The 16,043-nt window shown below is 52.5% G+C and carries 13 protein-coding genes and 1 tRNA gene; 11 read left to right on the top strand and 3 right to left on the bottom strand.

Annotated elements, in window-relative coordinates:
* Positions 1-224 precede the first annotated feature (224 nt).
* The 3 genes from AC0QHF_RS22240 to pyk form a co-directional block, all read right to left on the bottom strand.
* Positions 225-440: a hypothetical protein gene (locus AC0QHF_RS22240; protein WP_324706441.1), complete on the bottom strand. Its 216-nt coding sequence runs from the start codon at positions 438-440 to the stop codon at positions 225-227.
* A gap of 60 nt (positions 441-500) precedes the next feature.
* Positions 501-572 (bottom strand) — tRNA-Thr (locus AC0QHF_RS22235).
* Between the two features lie 87 nt (positions 573-659).
* Positions 660-2,441, bottom strand: a complete 1,782-nt coding sequence (pyk, locus tag AC0QHF_RS22230; RefSeq protein ID WP_324706442.1) for a pyruvate kinase — start codon at positions 2,439-2,441, stop codon at positions 660-662.
* A 228-nt stretch (positions 2,442-2,669) separates the two neighbouring features.
* Between pyk and AC0QHF_RS22225 the strand changes: the two genes are divergently transcribed.
* The 11 genes from AC0QHF_RS22225 to AC0QHF_RS22175 all read left to right on the top strand — a co-directional run bounded on the left by AC0QHF_RS22225 (position 2,670) and on the right by AC0QHF_RS22175 (position 15,566).
* Complete coding sequence (locus AC0QHF_RS22225; protein ID WP_324706440.1) at positions 2,670-2,972, top strand: hypothetical protein; 303 nt, start codon at positions 2,670-2,672, stop codon at positions 2,970-2,972.
* Between the two features lie 139 nt (positions 2,973-3,111).
* Complete coding sequence (gene psaD, locus AC0QHF_RS22220) at positions 3,112-3,540, top strand: photosystem I reaction center subunit II PsaD (RefSeq protein ID WP_324706439.1); 429 nt, start codon at positions 3,112-3,114, stop codon at positions 3,538-3,540.
* Between the two features lie 1,007 nt (positions 3,541-4,547).
* Complete coding sequence (ltrA, locus tag AC0QHF_RS22215; protein ID WP_324706438.1) at positions 4,548-6,326, top strand: group II intron reverse transcriptase/maturase; 1,779 nt, start codon at positions 4,548-4,550, stop codon at positions 6,324-6,326.
* Positions 6,327-6,488: 162 nt separating this feature from the next.
* Positions 6,489-8,015: an anthranilate synthase component I gene (trpE, locus tag AC0QHF_RS22210; protein WP_324706437.1), complete on the top strand. Its 1,527-nt coding sequence runs from the start codon at positions 6,489-6,491 to the stop codon at positions 8,013-8,015.
* A gap of 266 nt (positions 8,016-8,281) precedes the next feature.
* Positions 8,282-9,169 (top strand): PhzF family phenazine biosynthesis protein, encoded by an 888-nt coding sequence (locus AC0QHF_RS22205; RefSeq protein ID WP_324706436.1) that lies wholly within the window; start codon positions 8,282-8,284, stop codon positions 9,167-9,169.
* A gap of 508 nt (positions 9,170-9,677) precedes the next feature.
* The gene (locus tag AC0QHF_RS22200) at positions 9,678-10,034 is read left to right on the top strand and encodes a cupin domain-containing protein (RefSeq protein ID WP_324706435.1); all 357 of its coding nucleotides are present in this window, start codon (positions 9,678-9,680) and stop codon (positions 10,032-10,034) included.
* A gap of 113 nt (positions 10,035-10,147) precedes the next feature.
* Positions 10,148-12,085, top strand: a complete 1,938-nt coding sequence (locus AC0QHF_RS22195) for a carbamoyltransferase family protein (RefSeq protein WP_324706434.1) — start codon at positions 10,148-10,150, stop codon at positions 12,083-12,085.
* A gap of 96 nt (positions 12,086-12,181) precedes the next feature.
* Complete coding sequence (locus tag AC0QHF_RS22190; protein ID WP_324706433.1) at positions 12,182-12,595, top strand: SxtJ family membrane protein; 414 nt, start codon at positions 12,182-12,184, stop codon at positions 12,593-12,595.
* On the top strand, positions 12,595-12,759 hold the full coding sequence (locus AC0QHF_RS22185; protein WP_324706432.1) for a DUF5989 family protein: 165 nt from the start codon (positions 12,595-12,597) through the stop codon (positions 12,757-12,759). Before AC0QHF_RS22190 ends, AC0QHF_RS22185 begins: the two co-directional genes overlap by 1 nt.
* 104 nt (positions 12,760-12,863) lie before the next feature.
* The gene (locus tag AC0QHF_RS22180; RefSeq protein WP_324706431.1) at positions 12,864-14,195 is read left to right on the top strand and encodes a hypothetical protein; all 1,332 of its coding nucleotides are present in this window, start codon (positions 12,864-12,866) and stop codon (positions 14,193-14,195) included.
* 27 nt (positions 14,196-14,222) lie between these two features.
* Positions 14,223-15,566 (top strand): hypothetical protein, encoded by a 1,344-nt coding sequence (locus tag AC0QHF_RS22175; RefSeq protein ID WP_324706430.1) that lies wholly within the window; start codon positions 14,223-14,225, stop codon positions 15,564-15,566.
* Positions 15,567-16,043: the final 477 nt, after the last annotated feature.

Raw genomic sequence — 16,043 nt, 5'->3', positions numbered from 1 at the left:
AAATTTGGGCGGGGGATGTCCGGGTGGGCATAAAAGGGACTCCACAGTTGCCGGGAAGTTCCAGCAGGCGATCGGGGGGCAAATATTTTGGTTGGGACAAACCGTCGCGATCGCCCCGACAAGACCCGACACGCGCCCCCAAAACCCGACATACATTGAGACGCGCCCCACCCCGATCGCGCCGGGGCGGGGATTGTCAAATCATTCTGAACCCCGACCGGATATCAATGTACGTTGATACTGGTAGTAGGTGGGGGTGGGGGTGCGATCGCGGATCGGTGGTGTTGGGTATCGCTGCGGGGTGAATCTTTGGCGCCCGTGGTTGACCGTCGCGGGGCGTGAAAGTGCTGGGGAGCGATCGGGGTGATGGTGGGGGCGATCGCGCCGATGGGGGGTGGGGTCGGTTTCGGTTTGACGATAACCGCAGAGATTATCGTCAAATTATCGTCAAATGATCGTCAACACAAGTTGGGTGAATCCCCAGAAGCCCGATAAATTAAAGCCGATGGGGGGATTTGAACCCCCGACCGCTCGATTACGAATCGAGTGCTCTACCACTGAGCTACATCGGCACAGTCGTCTATTATAGCAGACGACATCGCGATCGCGCAACACATATCGAAATCGTTTTTATTAAAACGAATCTGGCGGACATCAGATCAAACCGAATCCACCGGAGTCGAACTGCTGGCCCCCGAATACACCACGCCGCGCTGCATATCCAGGGTCAAAATCACCCCGTCCCGAATCACCTGGGTGGCATTCTTCACCCCCACGATCACCGGCACCCCCAGCCGCAGGCCGATCACCGCCGCGTGACTCGTCAGGCTGTCCGCCTCCGTCACCACCCCGGCGGCCTTCCGCATTATCTCCACGAACTCCGCATTCGTCTGCGGCGTCACCAAAATCTCGCCCGGGTTGAAATCCCCCACCATTCCGGGCGATCGCGCCACCCGCGCCCGGCCCGTCACCGTTCCCTGGCCGATGGCGGTCCCCTTACCCAGCACCGCCGTCACCACTTCCACCTTCACCAGATCCGTCGATCCGGGGACCCCCTGCAACGTCCCCGCCGTGGTCACCACCAGATCCCCGTCCGACACCAACCCCTTTTCTCGCGCCACCGTCACGGCCGATTGGAACGTCTGGTCCGTCGAGGGCAAATCCAACACCAACAGCGGCTTCACCCCCCAAACCACGCTCAACTGTCGCGCCACCTCAACGTGGGGGGTGATCGCCAAAATCGGCGTCTGCGGGCGAAACTTCGACACGTTCCGGGCCGTCGCCCCCGTCTTCGTCAACGTCATGATCGCCGCCGCGTCCAACTGCACCGCGATCTGACTCACGGCTTTGGAGATGGCGTTAGGAATCGATCGCCCCGTGTCCTCCACCTTGAGGACGTTCCGGGCGATCCCGTCCCGCTCGATCCGCATCGCGATGCGGGCCATCGTCGCCACCGCCTCCACCGGAAACTTGCCCACCGCCGTCTCGTTGGACAGCATCACGGCATCCGTGCCGTCCAAAATCGCGTTGGCCACGTCGGAAATCTCCGCCCGGGTGGGCCGGGGGTTGTTCACCATGCTGTCAAGCATCTGAGTCGCCGTGATCACCGGAATTCCCATCCGGTTCGCCGTCGCGATCAACCGTTTCTGCAAAATCGGCACGTCCTCGGCGGGCAGTTCCACCCCCAGATCCCCCCGGGCCACCATCACCCCGTTGCAGAGGGCCAAAATCTCCTCCATTTGCTCGATCGCCTCGTGCTTCTCAATTTTGGCGATCACGGGGACTTCCTTCCCCGCCCCGGCGATCAGTTCCTTAATTTCCAAAACATCCTGGGGGTTCCGCACGAAACTGAGGGCGATCCAATCCACCCCCTGATCCAAGCCGAACATCAGATCCCGCCGGTCCTTGTCCGTCAGGGCCTTGACCGACAGGTACACCCCCGGAAAATTGACGCCCTTGCTGTTGGAGAGCAAACCCCCCACCACCACCCGACAGTGCAGGTCCCCCTTCTCGCGGTTCACCTTTTCCACCCGCATCTCCACTTTGCCGTCATCGAGGAGGATCGTCGCCCCATCCGGCACTTCGTCAGCCAGGGGTTCGTAAGTCACCGAGGAGATCTCGTGGGTGCCGGGAAGTTGGCGGCTGGTGAGGATGAACGAGTCGTCCCGGTTCAGGAAAATGGAGCCCGACTCGAATTTGCCCAGGCGAATTTTCGGCCCCTGCAAGTCCTGGAGGATGCCCACGGGTTGATTGAGTTCAAACGACACCTGGCGGATGAGGCGGATGCTGCGCTGGTGATCCTCGTGGGTGCCGTGGGAGAAGTTGAGGCGGAGCGTGGTGGCTCCCGCCTCGATCAGGGCTCTGAGGACGTCCGGTTTCTGCGTCGCCGGCCCGATCGTCGCGACAATTTTCGTTCGGTGCATGAGTTTTGGCGATCGCATAACCTTCATCGAGTCCTATAGGCGCTGGTCTGTTGCAGGATAAAACCTAATGAAAATTTAACCACGCTCCCGACCCTTTTTTGCACAAACCCGGTTTCGGGCCGAAACTATGGACATGACAAGAAACGGCGCTCGCCCTGTCAACCTGGGGATGTCGCCGTTTCCTCTTGAGTAGATGAGCAGAGGGTGAGTAGGGTTTGAGTAGATCCCGTTACCGCTCCAGGATTGTTGGGGCAGCATTGTGAGGAGATCGCGATCGCCGATGCCCCCAACCGGCTCCGATTCAACGAAATGACCCTGAAAGTGGAGATTGACGGGGAACCGATGGACATGGAATGTCCCGAGATGGAATGGGCCGAGCGGTTCAATATTGAGATCAAGGGGACGGAACGGCAAAAGGAGGCGATAACCCATTCAGCAAGGAAGAACGCGATCGCACCATCCAACGGTTTGAGTCTGACCCGCGCCACAGCCATTCTCTTTTCTATGTCCAATTCTGTTTCTTCACGGGTTGCCGTCCGTCCGAGGTGATCGCCCTGCGGTGGTCTAAGGTATTGCAGCCCCAGGGCTTTGCGTTCTGTAACGTTCTGTGTAACGGATCTTTACGATCGCTACAGGGGAAGCCGGCATCAGTGATAGGATGCCGTAAAAACCTTTGAGATGATGTTCTATGGCAGAAGAACTGACAGGAAATCCACCGAAATTCGGCGGCAGCACCGGCGGCCTTCTCACCAAAGCCCAAGTTGAGGAGAAGTACGCGATCACTTGGACCAGCTCCAAAGAGCAGGTCTTTGAAATGCCCACCGGCGGCGCGGCGATCATGAACGAGGGAGAAAACTTGCTTTATCTGGCTCGCAAAGAGCAGTGCTTGGCCCTCGGAACCCAACTGAAAACCAAATTCAAGCCCAAAATCACCGATTACAAGATCTATCGGATCTATGCCGACGGGAACACGGAATATCTCCATCCCAAAGATGGCGTCTTCCCCGAGAAGGTCAACGAAGGCCGCGAATTCAACGGCAAAATCGATCGCAATATCGGCAAAAACCCCAACCCCGCCCAAGTTAAATTTAGCGGAAAAGCGACCTACGAAGTGTAACGCTTCGCGATCGCATTGGGAAATCTCGCTAGGTTGCGATTTGGGGTTGACGGGTTCCCCGACTGGGGAAGATCGTCCCACAGCCGTAACGTCAATTCCGGTCCGGCGGGCGACGGGTTGAACAACCCGGGCCCGCCGGACTGGCATCTAGCCGATTTCCGCTTGTCATCTCGATAAGGATGCGAGCGGAGATCGATTTTCTGTCGAAAGTCGGGAATGGAAACGAGGCGTTTCAGGGTTTTTGTCGGAATGGGCGATCGACACGCGCCTGCGGCCGTGATAAATTGTTCAATGTCGTGCGATTCGTTCGAGCATGAAATAAGGTTGAAATACCCGAAATAACCGCTCGGTGGGACTTTCAACCCCTTGGTTGAACAAAAGGGACGCACCCCTGACCAGTCCCATAACTGTTTGTATGTCCCAAGTTTTGTATCCGGAAGATACAAAATCAGGCAGGGAACTCAAGGTCAAGGCAATCTGGAAAGATACAGATAAATTATGGGAAACCAGAAAACTGATAATCGAACCGGATAGCCAAGAGTAACGGCGATAGCCACCCCCAGTTTCGGAACTCACAATCCCGAGATTGAAGCGGGGAACGGAAGGCATCACTGGGAGCCTACCCTGGTGACTGACCACTGCCAACCATCCAAGATTAGGCATGAGCCGAATGTCTGACATGAACCATCGTAACCAATGTAGTAGCGAAAAGGCTGACACGCTGCGTTCAAAAGAACAAGGGGAAAAGTAGGAGCTTGGCATTGCCACCTACACAGACCTTTGAAAGTACCCCGGTGGAAAGGACAAATCTAAAGATGGAACGCCCGTACAAACGGAACGAAGTAACCCCATCCAGGCTCTGAGTATTTTGGTCGATACCTCAGTAGTAATAAGTGTAAGCGGAAGCCAGAATGGGGGCGAGATGTGACCAGAAGCCAACGCCCAACTGTAATGGAAGGGATATGCTGACGGGTCACGGTTTAACTGTAAAGATAGGGACATAAGTAGTGACTGTAGCGAAATCTAGCCAATTCAAGGGATTTGAAAAACCAAAGCCCACGAACACTAAGAATGCCTGGAGAAATGTCAACTGGGCGAAAGTCCAACGGCAAGTCTTCAAGTTGCAAAAACGTATCTATCAAGCAGCTAAGTCGAGACAGGATGCAAAGGTCAGAAGGTTGCAACGTCTATTTGTGAAATCATACTACGCAAGGCTCTTAGCGGTGAGGAGAGTGACCCAAGATAACCAAGGCAAGAGAACTGCCGGAGTGGACGGTGTGGTAGCAATATCCCCAAAACAAAGGTTTGAACTTGCTGAGGAAATCAAAGGAAACTTCAAAGCCAAACCGTTACGGAGAGTGTGGATACCAAAACCCGGACGACAAGAAAAAAGACCTCTGGGAATCCCCACGATTCGAGACAGAGCCAAGCAAGCCTTGGTTAAATCGGCAATGGAACCCGAATGGGAAGCCAAATTCGAGGGAACAAGCTATGGGTTTAGACCAGGAAGGTCAACCCACGACGCAATATCCCGAATTTTCACAGCTATAACACGGGGTGAGTATTATATACTCGATGCTGACATAGCAAAATGCTTTGACCGAATAAACCATGAACACCTACTGTCCAAACTTCATTGTCCAAGCCGAATAAAAAGAGACATCAAACAATGGCTCAAAGCCGGAGTGCTGGACAACGGCGTATTTGAGGAAACAGAGACAGGGACACCACAAGGAGGGGTAATCAGTCCACTACTAGCCAACATCGCATTGGATGGAATGGAACGGTTAGTCAAAGGAATGTTTCCAAATAAGGGGACGACAACACAAGCCAACCTCATCAGGTACGCCGATGATTTTGTAGTCATCTCAAAAGACCTCAGAATCATTGAACAATGCAAGACTGCTCTATCCGAATGGCTAAAACCCATCGGACTAGAAATCAAACCAGAAAAGACTCGAATATGTCATACGCTCAAACCAATTGAGTATGAAGGCAAGTACCAGGAACCAGGGTTCGATTTTCTAGGATTCAACATCAGGCAATATACGGTTGGAAAACACAAATCCGGTAAAACCGGAGGTACAAACAGCCAACTAATTGGGCATAAAACCCACATCAAACCTAGCCTGGAGGCAGTCAAAGCCCACACCGAAGCGATTAAGGGTGTAATAAAAAGACATAAAACCGCACCCCAATCAATCCTGATTAATAGATTAAACCCCATCATCAAAGGATGGAGCAACTACTACTCAGGAGTAGTCTCCTCGAAGACCTTCAACAAGTTAGACCATACGGTTTGGCGACAATTAAGGGCATGGGCAATAAGAAGATGCGGAAAGGCGAGTAAACTGAGCAAATATTTCCGGCATACAACAGTCAAGCTCAAAAACGAACGGGAAAGACACGAAACGTGCTTCCAGACAAAAGACGGGTTACACCTGATAAAACACAACTGGACACAAATCGTTCACCATACCCTAGTACGCCCCAACGCAACACCATACGATGGCAACTGGATATACTGGGCAACCAGACGAGGCAAATCAACTGAAACCTCGACCCGAGTAGCCAAACTACTCAAAAAACAAAAAGGCAAGTGCAACTGGTGCGGACAATACTTCACCAGCACCGACCAAACAGAGATAGACCACATTCAACCTAGAAGCCAAGGCGGAAAGGATGAGTACAAAAACCTCCAACTGTTGCACCGCCACTGTCACGACAATAAAACCGCTCTCGATGAGTGGAAGGCTGTATCCATGACAAAGGAACAGTTAGACTAGGAGCCGTGTGAGGTGAAAGTCTCATGCACGCTTGGAGAATGGGAGGGGGAGAAGGCGACTTCTCTCTCGACCCCTAATTGTATCCAAAATTCAAGTGCTTCTCGAAACGAGCCGAGCCGGACGGACGCTTTGACTCTATACGAGTTCCCCACCACTAAGACCATGATTTTTCCAGATTTCTCTGAATTCTCCCAACTGGCGACCCGGGGCAACTTCATTCCCGTCTATCAGGAGTGGGTGGCGGACTTAGATACGCCCGTTTCGGCCTGGTATCGCGTCTGCGCGGGCCAGCCCTACAACTTCCTGCTGGAGTCGGTGGAGGGGGGAGAAAAGATCGGGCGCTACAGTTTTTTGGGCTGCGATCCCCTGTGGATTTTGGAGGCGAGGGGCGATCGCACCGTGCAGCGGTATCGGGACGGGAAAGAAGAAGATTTCGAGGGCGATCCGTTTCAGGTTTTGGCCGACTGTCTCAGACCCTATCAACCGGTGAACTTGCCGCAACTGCCGCCGGGAATCGGGGGATTGTTCGGGTTTTGGGGGTACGAATTGATCCACTGGATCGAACCGCGAGTTCCCGTCTATCCCCCCGAGGCGGGGGACTTCCCGGACGGGTTGTGGATGCAGTTCGACAGTTTGTTAATTTTCGACCAGGTGAAGCGGAAAGTGTGGGCGATCGCTTACGCAGATTTGCGGGAAACCGATCGGGAAACGGCTTATCATCAGGCTTGCGATCGCGTCTCCCAACTGGTGGACAAGCTGCAATCTCCCCTGTCCCGCCAGAGTACCCTGTTGGAGTGGACGCCTCCCCACGGACGGACTGAGGACAAAAACCCGCAATATACCAGCAATTTTACCCGCGACCAATTCTGTGCGGCGGTGGACAAAGCCAAGGACTATATCCGCGCCGGAGATATATTCCAAGTCGTCATCTCCCAGCGGTTGGAAGCCGACTACGACGGCGATCCCTTCTCGTTATATCGATCGCTGCGGTTGATCAACCCTTCCCCCTACATGGCTTATTTTAACTTCGGGGATTGGCAGATCATCGGGTCGAGTCCGGAAGTGATGGTGAAGGCCGAAAAAACTGATAATGGAAAAGCCATCGCCACCCTGCGGCCGATCGCCGGAACCCGGAAACGCGGCCAAACGACTCAAGAAGATGAGGCGTTGGAAACAGATCTGCTCCAAGATCCCAAAGAAATCGCCGAGCACGTTATGTTAGTCGATCTCGGACGCAATGACCTGGGGCGAGTCTGCAACAGCGGCACGGTGCGCGTCGATGAATTGATGGTCGTCGAACGCTACTCCCACGTCATGCACATCGTCAGTAACGTGGTGGGGGAATTGTCCGGCGACAAAACCGCCTGGGACTTGCTGAAAGCCTGTTTCCCGGCGGGAACCGTCAGCGGCGCCCCCAAAATTCGGGCGATGGAAATTATCCACGAATTGGAACCGAGCCGCCGCGGCCCCTATTCTGGAGTTTACGGTTACTATGATTTTGAAGGACAACTCAACAGCGCCATCACTATCCGCACCATGATGGTGCGTCGGCGGGAAGACGGGACGCGGCAGGTTTCGGTCCAAGCCGGCGCCGGACTGGTGGCCGACTCCCAACCCCAAATGGAATACGAAGAAACCCTCAACAAAGCGAGGGGATTACTCGAAGCGATTCGCTGTTTGAAAGTTTAGGGTGTAGGGTGTAGGGTGTAGGGTGTAGGGGCAACCTTATACGGTTGCCGGTTCCGATTCCCGATTCTCCGGTTGCCGGTTCCGATTCCCGATTTCCCATTAAGAAGCGCGTAGGGGCAACCGTCTCTGGTTGCCGGTTCCGATTCCCGATTCTCTGGTTGCCGGTTCCGATTCCCGATTCTCTGGTTGCCGGTTCCGATTCCCGATTCCCGATTTCCCATTAAGAAGCGCGTAGCGCCATACTACTCAATTCCCAGGTTGCTCCTATGAATTTCTACATCGTCGATGTTTTTGCCGAAGCCAAATATGCCGGGAATCAACTTGCCGTTTTTTTGGGTGAGGGTACAGCCTCTTTATCCGACGAAGAAATGTTAGAAATTGCCCGGGAGATTAATTATTCAGAAACCACCTTTATCCGCTCCGAAAATTTAGAAGATGGTGGCTACGACGTGCGAATTTTTACCCCCTCGAAGGAACTGCCCTTCGCCGGACATCCAACCTTGGGAACCGCCTATATTATTCAACAGGAAATCATCAAAAAAGCCGTCGATCGCATCACTCTCAACCTGGGCGTGGGTCAGATTCCGGTGACGTGGAGCGATACGGAAACCGAGGAAGAATTGCTGTGGATGCGGCAAAATCCTCCCGAATTTTATCATAGTTTTGACCGGGATGCGATCGCGCCCGTGTTGGGTTTGGAAATTGAAGATTTCGACGATCGCTTCCCCATCCAAGAAGTCTCGACGGGGGTTCCGTTTATTATTACGCCCCTCAAAACCCAAGCCGCGCTCAGAAAGGCGAAGGTCAATTTAGACGCTTATTATCAATTCATTAAAACCGCGAACGCCAAAGAAATTTTCCTGTTTTGTCCCGAAGCCTACGACCCGGAACACCAGTTCAGCGCCCGGATGTTCGCCCCCGCCCTGGGTATTCCGGAAGATCCGGCGACGGGGAGCGCCAACGGCTGTTTCGCCGGGTATTTGGCGCATTACAACTATTTTGGGAGCGATCGCGTCGAGGTACAGGTGGAACAGGGTTACGAAATCGATCGCCCGTCTTTGCTATTCTTAAAAGCGCAAAAAAATGGGGATAAAATTGAAGTGATGGTGGGGGGGAAAGTGGTTGCGATCGCCCGGGGGGAATGGTTGAATTAAATTCAAAATTCAAAATTCAAAATTCAAAAATTCCGAACGCGGATGAATCGGATTTCACGGATCATACTAATATCAAATCCGGTTGAATACTCGGAACAAAACGGGTTGGATATCAAGACCGCTTGGGAATCAATTCCCCGAGGGCGCAAGCCAGGGGCCCCGAGGGCGCAAGCCAGGGGCCCCTACTAGCACAAATCATCGGTCGATGATTGGGGAGTTTGTACGGTTAAAAACTGGATCTGATATCAAATCCGGTTGAATACCCAGAAATCAAAACCAACTCCGGCTCCCCCCTTTCTCCCCCCAATTCTCCCCCCTTTCTCCCCCCTTTCTCCCCCCAATTCTCCCCCCAATTCTCCCCCCAATTCTCCCCCCTTTCAAAGGGGGGCTGGGGGGGATGGGGGCCGGGGGGGGATGGGGGCTGGGGGGGGATGAGGGGGGGCGGGTAAATAACCGGATCTGATACAATTATTGATTCGCGAATCGCCCCTACACCCTACACCCTTCCATGAAAATCACTAACTTGCACGAGATCCCAGAAAAATCGGTATCCCACAATCCGGACATCAAAAAAAAGGTGATGCTGCAACTCGGAGATCTGCCGAATTTGACCAACTTTTCCCAAGCCCGATTCGCCCCCGGTCAAATTGCCCGAGCCCACGCCCATGGGGATATGTGCGAAGTCTTTTTCGTAGAGTCGGGGTCGGGAACCATCCAAATTGACGGCACGACTTACGATCTGAGGGCGGGAGCGTGCATCGCCGTGGAAGTGGGGGAAGTGCACGAAATTGCCAACACCGGATCGGCAGAATTAGTGTTAACCTATTTCGGATTGCGGGTTCCGACCGACTCCAAAGCGGATTAATTTTTCCGGGGCGGTTGAGCTTGGCCAGGAATTCGCTATAATCTGTGGATATTTTGACCGAGGGCGTGGGGACTCGCCCCGGGGCGGAAAGTGCATATTGTGAGGAGACGTGCATGAACATACTTGGAATCTCAGCCTACTACCACGACAGTGCCGCGGCTTTAGTCCGGGACGGGGATATCGTCGCCGCCGCCCAGGAGGAGCGATTTTCCCGCAAAAAGCACGACGCCCGATTTCCGGAACAGGCCGTCCGCTACTGCCTGAAAGAGGCTGGCATCACCCTCCAGGATATCGATCGCATCGTCTTCTACGACAAACCCCTCATCAAATTTGAACGCCTCCTCGAAACCTATATCAGCTACGCCCCGCGCGGGTTTCGCTCCTTCATCGCGGCCATGCCGATTTGGCTCAAAGAAAAGTTATATCTCAAAACCCTATTAAAACGAGAACTCGCCGCCCTCCTGGGGGTAAAAAAAGCCGTCCTGCCCCCCCTGATGTTCACCGAACACCACCAGTCCCACGCCGCCTCCGCCTTCTTCCCGAGTCCCTTTGAAAAAGCCGCCGTGATGTGCCTCGACGGGGTGGGCGAGTGGGCCACCACCTCCGTCTGGTCGGGAGAGGGCAACAGCCTCACCCCCCTGTGGGAAATCGACTTTCCCCACTCCCTCGGTTTGCTGTATTCCGCCTTCACCTACTACACGGGATTCAAAGTCAACTCGGGGGAATACAAATTGATGGGGTTGGCGCCCTACGGGGAACCCCGCTACGTCGATCGCATTTTGACCCATTTAATCGACCTCAAGGACGACGGCACGTTCCGGTTGAATATGGAGTATTTCAACTACGCCACCGGGTTGACGATGACGAATAAAAAGTTCGATCGCCTGTTCGACGGCCCGCCCCGGAAGCCAGAAACCCAAATTAGCCAGCGGGAAATGGACATCGCCGCCTCCATCCAGGTGGTGACGGAGGAAGTGGTGCTGCGGTTGGCCCGCACGGTTCAAAAAGAGCTCGGCGTCGATTACCTGTGTCTGGCCGGCGGTGTCGCCCTCAACTGCGTCGCCAACGGGCGCCTGCTGCGGGAAGGACCTTTCAAGGACATTTGGGTGCAACCGGCGGCAGGAGATGCCGGAGGTGCCTTGGGGGCGGCTTTGGCGGTTTGGTATCAGTATTGCGAACAGCCCCGGACGGTAAAACGGGAAATTGTCAAGGCGGCGGAAACGGAACTCGAAGCCGCGGTGGGTGCGGAAACGGCGGTGGCAACCCTCACGCCCCGGGTGAGGCCGACGGCGGCGCCTGCCGATATGATGAAGGGTGCCTATCTGGGCCCGAATTTCAGCAATGCCGAAATTCGCGATTATCTCGACTGCATTGATGCCCGGTATATCTATTTAGAAGATGTCGAACTGATGCCCCGGTTGGCGGATATCCTCGCCGAGGGCAATGTGGTGGGCTGGTTCCAGGGCCGGATGGAGTTTGGGCCGCGGGCGTTGGGGGGGCGATCGATTATCGGCGACCCCCGCAACACCAAAATGCAGTCGGTGATGAACCTGAAAATCAAATATCGGGAGTCGTTCCGGCCGTTTGCCCCGTCGGTGTTGGCGGAGCGGGTTTCGGACTATTTTGAACACGATCGCCCCAGTCCCTATATGCTGATGGTGGCGCCGGTGAAGGAGTCCCGCCGGATTCCGATGACGGCCGAACAGCAGCAGTTATTTGGCATCGAAAAACTGAACATTCCGCGATCGGAAATTCCCGCCATCACCCACGTCGATTATTCCGCCCGCATTCAAACCGTCCACAAAGAAACTAACCCCCGCTACCACAGTTTAATCAGCCATTTCGATAAACGGACGGGGTGCGGGGCGATCGTCAACACCTCCTTCAACGTCCGGGGCGAACCCATCGTCTGCACCCCCGAAGACGCCTACCGCTGCTTCATGCGGACGGAGATGGATTATCTGGTGTTGGAAAATTACCTCCTCGCCAAAACTGAACAGACCCCCTGGGAAAAAGACGAATCTTGGAAACAAGAATTCGAGCTCGATTAATCCCCCAATCCCCGCCAATCATCGCTCAAACCCGACCCCAATCTGCGTCAATCTGCGAAATCTGCGGATCGTTCACTTTCACTTTAAAAAATCACTATGGCCGTTCACGATATCCCCAAACTCGATCGCCGAGGACTGCGAAAATTCGGACTGACAACGGGTGCAATTTTTGCGGTATTATTCGGCTTCCTGCTGCCGCTCCTGTTCCGCCACTGGCCCCCCCCGGCGTGGCCCTGGGTCATCGGGGCGGTGCTCGGCGCCTGGGCCTTAGTGTCCCCCTCCACCCTCAACCCGGTGTATCACGTCTGGATGCGGTTCGGGTTACTGCTCAACTGGATCAACACCCGAATTATTCTGGGGGTCGTGTTTTACGCTATGATCGCACCGATGGGGGCGATCAAGCGTCTGTTTGGTTCCGATGCCATGCGGCGGGATCTCGATCCCGACTTGCCGACCTATCGGGTTCCCAGCAAACCCAGAAATAAAATGAGTATGGAGCGTCCGTATTAGTGTTTGAAGCGACAGTAGATTTTCTCAAAGATTTGTGGGGATTTTTGAGGGAGCGAAAAAAATATTGGCTGCTCCCCCTAATCATTACCCTGGTGTTGTTGGGGGCGTTGATCGTTCTGAGTCAGGGTTCCGCGATCGCACCGTTTATTTACACGCTGTTTTGATGCCGTGCGGGGGGTAAAATAGGGTTGTCAAAATGGGGGAAAGGTCGCCTCTCCCCTCGTTTTTATGGCTTATCGTCGAAAGTCCGGGTTTGAATTTATTTTCCATGAAAAACCTGAAAAATAGTCGGCAAATTCTCAAGGTTTTCGCGATCAATTTCGCCCTCATCCTGCTGGTGTTGGAGGGGGTGCCGCTGCTGTTTTATTTGATAACGGAAGGGCGGTTGATTTATAGCCGCGATCGCACCCAAAATGAAGCTAGAGAGGCGTTGCAGCAAACTGGCGTTCGGATGCCGGAGGATGATCAGGAACGGGAGGCGATCGTCGAGCGGTTCCAGCCCTATTTCGGATATGTCTTGAAACCGGGAATTTTTGGCGAAAACCAGTTTGGTTTGAAAGTCAACAATTACGGTTTCTTCACCCTCTACGACTATCCGTTTCAGAAGGCAAATGACAATCAGTTTATTATCGGTATTTTCGGCGGCTCGGTGGCGGTGGATTTCGCCAACAATGAAGTCGTCAACAAGGGGGCAACGACCACATTAATTCAACAACTCAAATCCGTTCCCGCACTGGCAAATAAAGAGTTGATTATTTTAAACTTTGCCCACGGGGGTTACAAACAGCCCCAACAGTTATTGATTCTCAATTATTTCCTCTCCATCGGGCAGGAATTCGACCTGATTATCAATATTGACGGTTTCAATGAAGTTGCCCTTCCCCCATTAAATAACGAAGCCTCCGTCCCCATTTCCATGCCGAGTTTCCAGCACATTCAACCGCTGACATCCTTGGCAAATACGAGCCTTCCCGTTATTATGGCGATCGCCGATGTCACGAAAACCAAAGAGAAACTGCAAGAAAAAGTCGAACAGTTGGAAAACTGCAATTTAGCCTCCTGTTACGCCCTGACATCCTATCAAGTTGACACCTTACTCAAACAATACCAAGATGGGGTATCCGAGTTGGAAGAATTGCAACTCGAATTGAAAAAAAATGAGAGTAGCTTAGAAAATAGCCTGATTTCTATGCCGAAAAATAAACAGGTTTTGGGAGAGGCGATCGCTTTCGATCAAATGGTTGACTTATGGGCAACTTCTTCCCAAATGATTCATCAAGTTTTGTCGGCTCGAAATATTCCTTACTTCCAAGTTATCCAACCCAATCAATACCACCCCACCGGACGAACCTTTACCGCAGAAGAAAAAAACCTGTTTGTCAATACACCCTACCTCGAAGGTGTTCAACAAGGCTATCCTCGCCTATTAGAGCGAGTAGAAACCTTGCAAAATTCCGGCATTAATGTCATCAATGCTGTCACCGTTTTCGATGAAGAAAAAGAAAGTGTTTATCGGGATAACTGCTGTCATTATAACCCCAAAGGACAAGAGATATTTACAGAATATATTGGACAATCTGTGGGCGAAAAACTGAAGTAAAGTCAATAATTTTTTTTGATTTCAATCATGAATAAAATTGACATCAAGCACATTAAAGAATGGGTCAAAATCGCCCTCGTCAACCTGGTGATGTTGGCGGTATTTCTCGAACTCGGTTCGTTGGCGTTTTATTTTATCCGCAACAATCAGTTTTTCTACACGCGGGAACGGCCCCAAACCAGCCAAGATTTGGGATTAAATTTGGAAGGGATGAGAATGGAACTGTCGGTCGTGGAACGACTGCATCCCTTTTTCGGCTACGTTCAAAAGCCGGGGCCGGATTTTCGTCCGGGATTCATGTACAACAATTATGGATTTATTTCGCCCTACGATTATCCGTTCGTAAAAACCAACGAGAATCAATATATTGTCGGAGTTTTTGGCGGTTCTGTCGCCTCCAACTATTCTATTTTTGAAATTCAGAATAAAATTTTAGAAACCAAACTGAAGCAGATCCCGGAATTAAAAGATAAAGAAATTATCATTCTGTCCTTCGCGACGGGGGGATACAAACAACCCCAGCAACTTCTGATTTTAAATTATATGCTGTCGGTCGGTCAAGTCTTCGACATGGTAATTAACATCGACGGCTTCAACGAAATTGCCCTGTCCAACGTCAACAACGATCGCCAATTGGACTTGATGATGCCGAGTGCGGCCCACATCGAACCGCTGACGAGTCTGGCGAATAACAATTTATCCACAAAAGCACTGGAAACGTTGTTAAAAATTAAAGAAACGAAGCCGAGAATTAATGACGCGATCGCCACTTTAAAAGATTGCAACCTGGCATCCTGCCACACCCTCAACTCCCTCCACGTCCGGCGACTCATTCAAGATTACCGCCGGGACGTGAAACGATTTCAAAGATATCAACAAAACCCCGACGAAGAAGGGGAAGGCAGCGTCTTTTTATTTTATCAGCAAGAATCCCCCTTGCCCGAACCGGAAGCATTACAAAAAATTATCAATAATTGGGTCAAAACATCGACGCTGATGAGTCAAATCTTGTCCGCCCAAAATATCCCCTATTTTCACGTCATCCAACCCAACCAATATTATCCCACCGATCGCGTCTACAGCGAAGAAGAACGCGAAGTTGCCTTCAGCGATGATAGTCCCTACGGCGATGCGATCGAAGTCGGCTATCCGATCTTATTGAATCGCATTCCGGAGTTGCAAGCCGCCGGCGTGACGGTTTTTAATGGGGTAAAAGCCCTCGATCGATCGCCGGAAATCATGTATATCGATGATTGTTGCCACTACACTCCGGCGGGAGAACGCCTGCTGTCCAGCTATATCGCCGAAAGTATTGTCAATACCCTGAATCCGCAGAAAAAACAGCCGCAAGAACCCGAATCGGGTTCGTAGATATCACGTTATAGCCATCAATGGCGAAACAATGATGTGCTATTTTCAGAATCGGATTGGATGCTTTAATACCAAAGTATGCCGGGAAGTTCAATTGCATAGTTAAAGGGCTGATGGAATAGGGGACAATTTTGAGATACAGTTGAGAAGTCAAAGTCCCCCCTTTTCAAGGGGGATTGAGGGGGAGCGATCGCCCGCCGCGTCATGATTTGCTGACCTCGGCGACTCTCCCATTGACAACCGCAAATTCGAGGGAGCGATCGCACTATAATATAGCAACGGCCAAAGCGATTGGGACAGTTATGCTCTAACCCAGTCCACTTGAGTGGACTTTTGCTATTAGCCTTGAAATTCATTTCAAGGCGGGTTTAAATTGGCAGAACAGTCCTAAGCGTCATGGCTGCTATATCAATCGGAAACCATTTGTAAAATTGTCTGGCCCCCAAACCCCCAATACTGGGGGCTTTGAGTCAATCA

It is taken from the genome of Lyngbya sp. CCY1209, from assembly GCF_055795065.1.
This window is presented reverse-complemented; position numbering and strand designations above follow the sequence as displayed.

Bases quoted from the DNA above. Each gene is read 5' to 3' on its own strand.
- AC0QHF_RS22180 (WP_324706431.1), top strand. From the start codon at position 12,864: ATGAAAAACCTGAAAAATAGTCGGCAAATTCTCAAGGTTTTCGCGATC.
- AC0QHF_RS22200 (WP_324706435.1), top strand. From the start codon at position 9,678: ATGAAAATCACTAACTTGCACGAGATCCCAGAAAAATCGGTATCCCAC.
- AC0QHF_RS22190 (WP_324706433.1), top strand. From the start codon at position 12,182: ATGGCCGTTCACGATATCCCCAAACTCGATCGCCGAGGACTGCGAAAA.
- trpE (WP_324706437.1), top strand. From the start codon at position 6,489: ATGATTTTTCCAGATTTCTCTGAATTCTCCCAACTGGCGACCCGGGGC.
- AC0QHF_RS22195 (WP_324706434.1), top strand. From the start codon at position 10,148: ATGAACATACTTGGAATCTCAGCCTACTACCACGACAGTGCCGCGGCT.
- psaD (WP_324706439.1), top strand. From the start codon at position 3,112: ATGGCAGAAGAACTGACAGGAAATCCACCGAAATTCGGCGGCAGCACC.
- AC0QHF_RS22205 (WP_324706436.1), top strand. From the start codon at position 8,282: ATGAATTTCTACATCGTCGATGTTTTTGCCGAAGCCAAATATGCCGGG.
- pyk (WP_324706442.1), bottom strand. From the start codon at position 2,441: ATGCGATCGCCAAAACTCATGCACCGAACGAAAATTGTCGCGACGATC.
- AC0QHF_RS22175 (WP_324706430.1), top strand. From the start codon at position 14,223: ATGAATAAAATTGACATCAAGCACATTAAAGAATGGGTCAAAATCGCC.